Genomic DNA, 1272 nt, shown 5'->3' with positions numbered 1-1272 from the left:
GTAAGCGCCGTCTCCGCCCCATTGGATTGGGTGTATTTTGAGGCTTGCTGCGTATGCGAGAAGGTTTCCAGTTTTATCTGGAGATTTGCATGGCAGATGATGGATTTGTTGGTCGCTACGAAGTTGTCGAGCCGCGCCGCGGAAATCGGCGTTGGCCGGATGATGTGAAGGCGCGGATCGTAGCGGAAAGCTTTGAGCCTGGTGTTCGTGTTGTGGATGTCGCGCGCCGTCACGGCGTTATAGCAAACCAGCTTTCTGATTGGCGACGTCAAGTGCGCGACGGCATTCTGGTGCTGCCGTTTGCGGCGGCAACGACGCCGTCGGAGCACGATGGTATCGAGCCGGCATTCGTGCCTCTGGCAATCGCTGCGGAGCCGCCTGAGCCTGTCAATCGTTTGCCGCTGCCGAAGCTGGCCTCCGACGGGCCGAAGGTGCAGGTTTTGACGTTGGAGATTGGCTTAGACGTTGTGATGCGGGTTCCGAACGATGTGCCCGTTGAACGGGTCGCGGCTCTGGTTCGCGCTGTGCGAGGAGCGTCATGATCGTCGCGGGCCAACGACTGCCGATCCTGATCGCAACGCGGCCGGTGGACTTCCGCTGCGGGCATCAGGCGCTGGCTTTGATGGTTCAAACCGAATTGAAGCTTGATCCGCATTCCGGGGTGACGGTGATCTTCCGGTCGAAGCGCGGGGATCGTCTGAAGATCCTGGTGTGGGATGGCACAGGAATGGTGCTAACTTACAAAATTCTTGAACATGGAAGCTTTGCCTGGCCCAAGGTGCAGGATGGGACGATGCGTCTTTCCAGGGGTCAGTATGAGGCTTTGTTCGAGGGTCTTGACTGGCGGCGGGTCATGGCGCAACGGGTGATTGCGCCATCGGCGGCAGGGTGAATATCCGGCCGTCTTTGCATTGTTTTATTTGGCTTTTTCGTGCTGCCTTGCTATAAGGGCGCATGTCATCGCCCCTTGATCTCAGCCTGTTTCCGGACCTTCCGCCAGAGGTTGTCAAAGCCTTTGCGGCGGTGCAGTTCGAGCTGTCGGTCGAGCGTGCTGCACGTCAGCATGAGCAGGCTGTGGTGGCCGAAAAGGACGCGTTCATCTCCGAGTTGAAGGAACTGATCGAGAAGCTTGAGGGGCAGGTTCACGACTATCGGCGCACGAAGTTCGGGCCGAAATCGGAAAAGCTAGATCCGGCGCAGATGGAACTGGCGCTGGAAGACCTTGAAACGGCGATCGCCGAAACACAGGCGCGGATCGCCGCCGTCGAGAAA

3 protein-coding genes are annotated in these 1272 nt (G+C 58.6%); all 3 read left to right on the top strand.

Going from position 1 to position 1272, the window contains the following annotated elements:
* Positions 1 to 89: 89 nt before the first annotated feature.
* Positions 90 to 542 (top strand): IS66-like element accessory protein TnpA, encoded by a 453-nt coding sequence (gene tnpA / locus AC1D2R_RS32090; protein ID WP_477973855.1) that lies wholly within the window; start codon positions 90 to 92, stop codon positions 540 to 542.
* On the top strand, positions 539 to 892 hold the full coding sequence (gene tnpB / locus AC1D2R_RS32085; protein WP_047637286.1) for an IS66 family insertion sequence element accessory protein TnpB: 354 nt from the start codon (positions 539 to 541) through the stop codon (positions 890 to 892). The genes tnpA and tnpB overlap by 4 nt, the downstream gene beginning before the upstream one ends.
* Positions 893 to 954: 62 nt before the next feature.
* On the top strand, positions 955 to 1272 hold a 318-nt coding region (locus tag AC1D2R_RS32080; RefSeq protein WP_477973853.1), incomplete at its 3' end, for a transposase domain-containing protein.

It is taken from the genome of Rhizobium sp. P1_C7 (assembly GCF_056406295.1).
This window is presented reverse-complemented; position numbering and strand designations above follow the sequence as displayed.

Bases quoted from the DNA above. Each gene is read 5' to 3' on its own strand.
- tnpB (WP_047637286.1), top strand. From the start codon at position 539: ATGATCGTCGCGGGCCAACGACTGCCGATCCTGATCGCAACGCGGCCG.
- tnpA (WP_477973855.1), top strand. From the start codon at position 90: ATGGCAGATGATGGATTTGTTGGTCGCTACGAAGTTGTCGAGCCGCGC.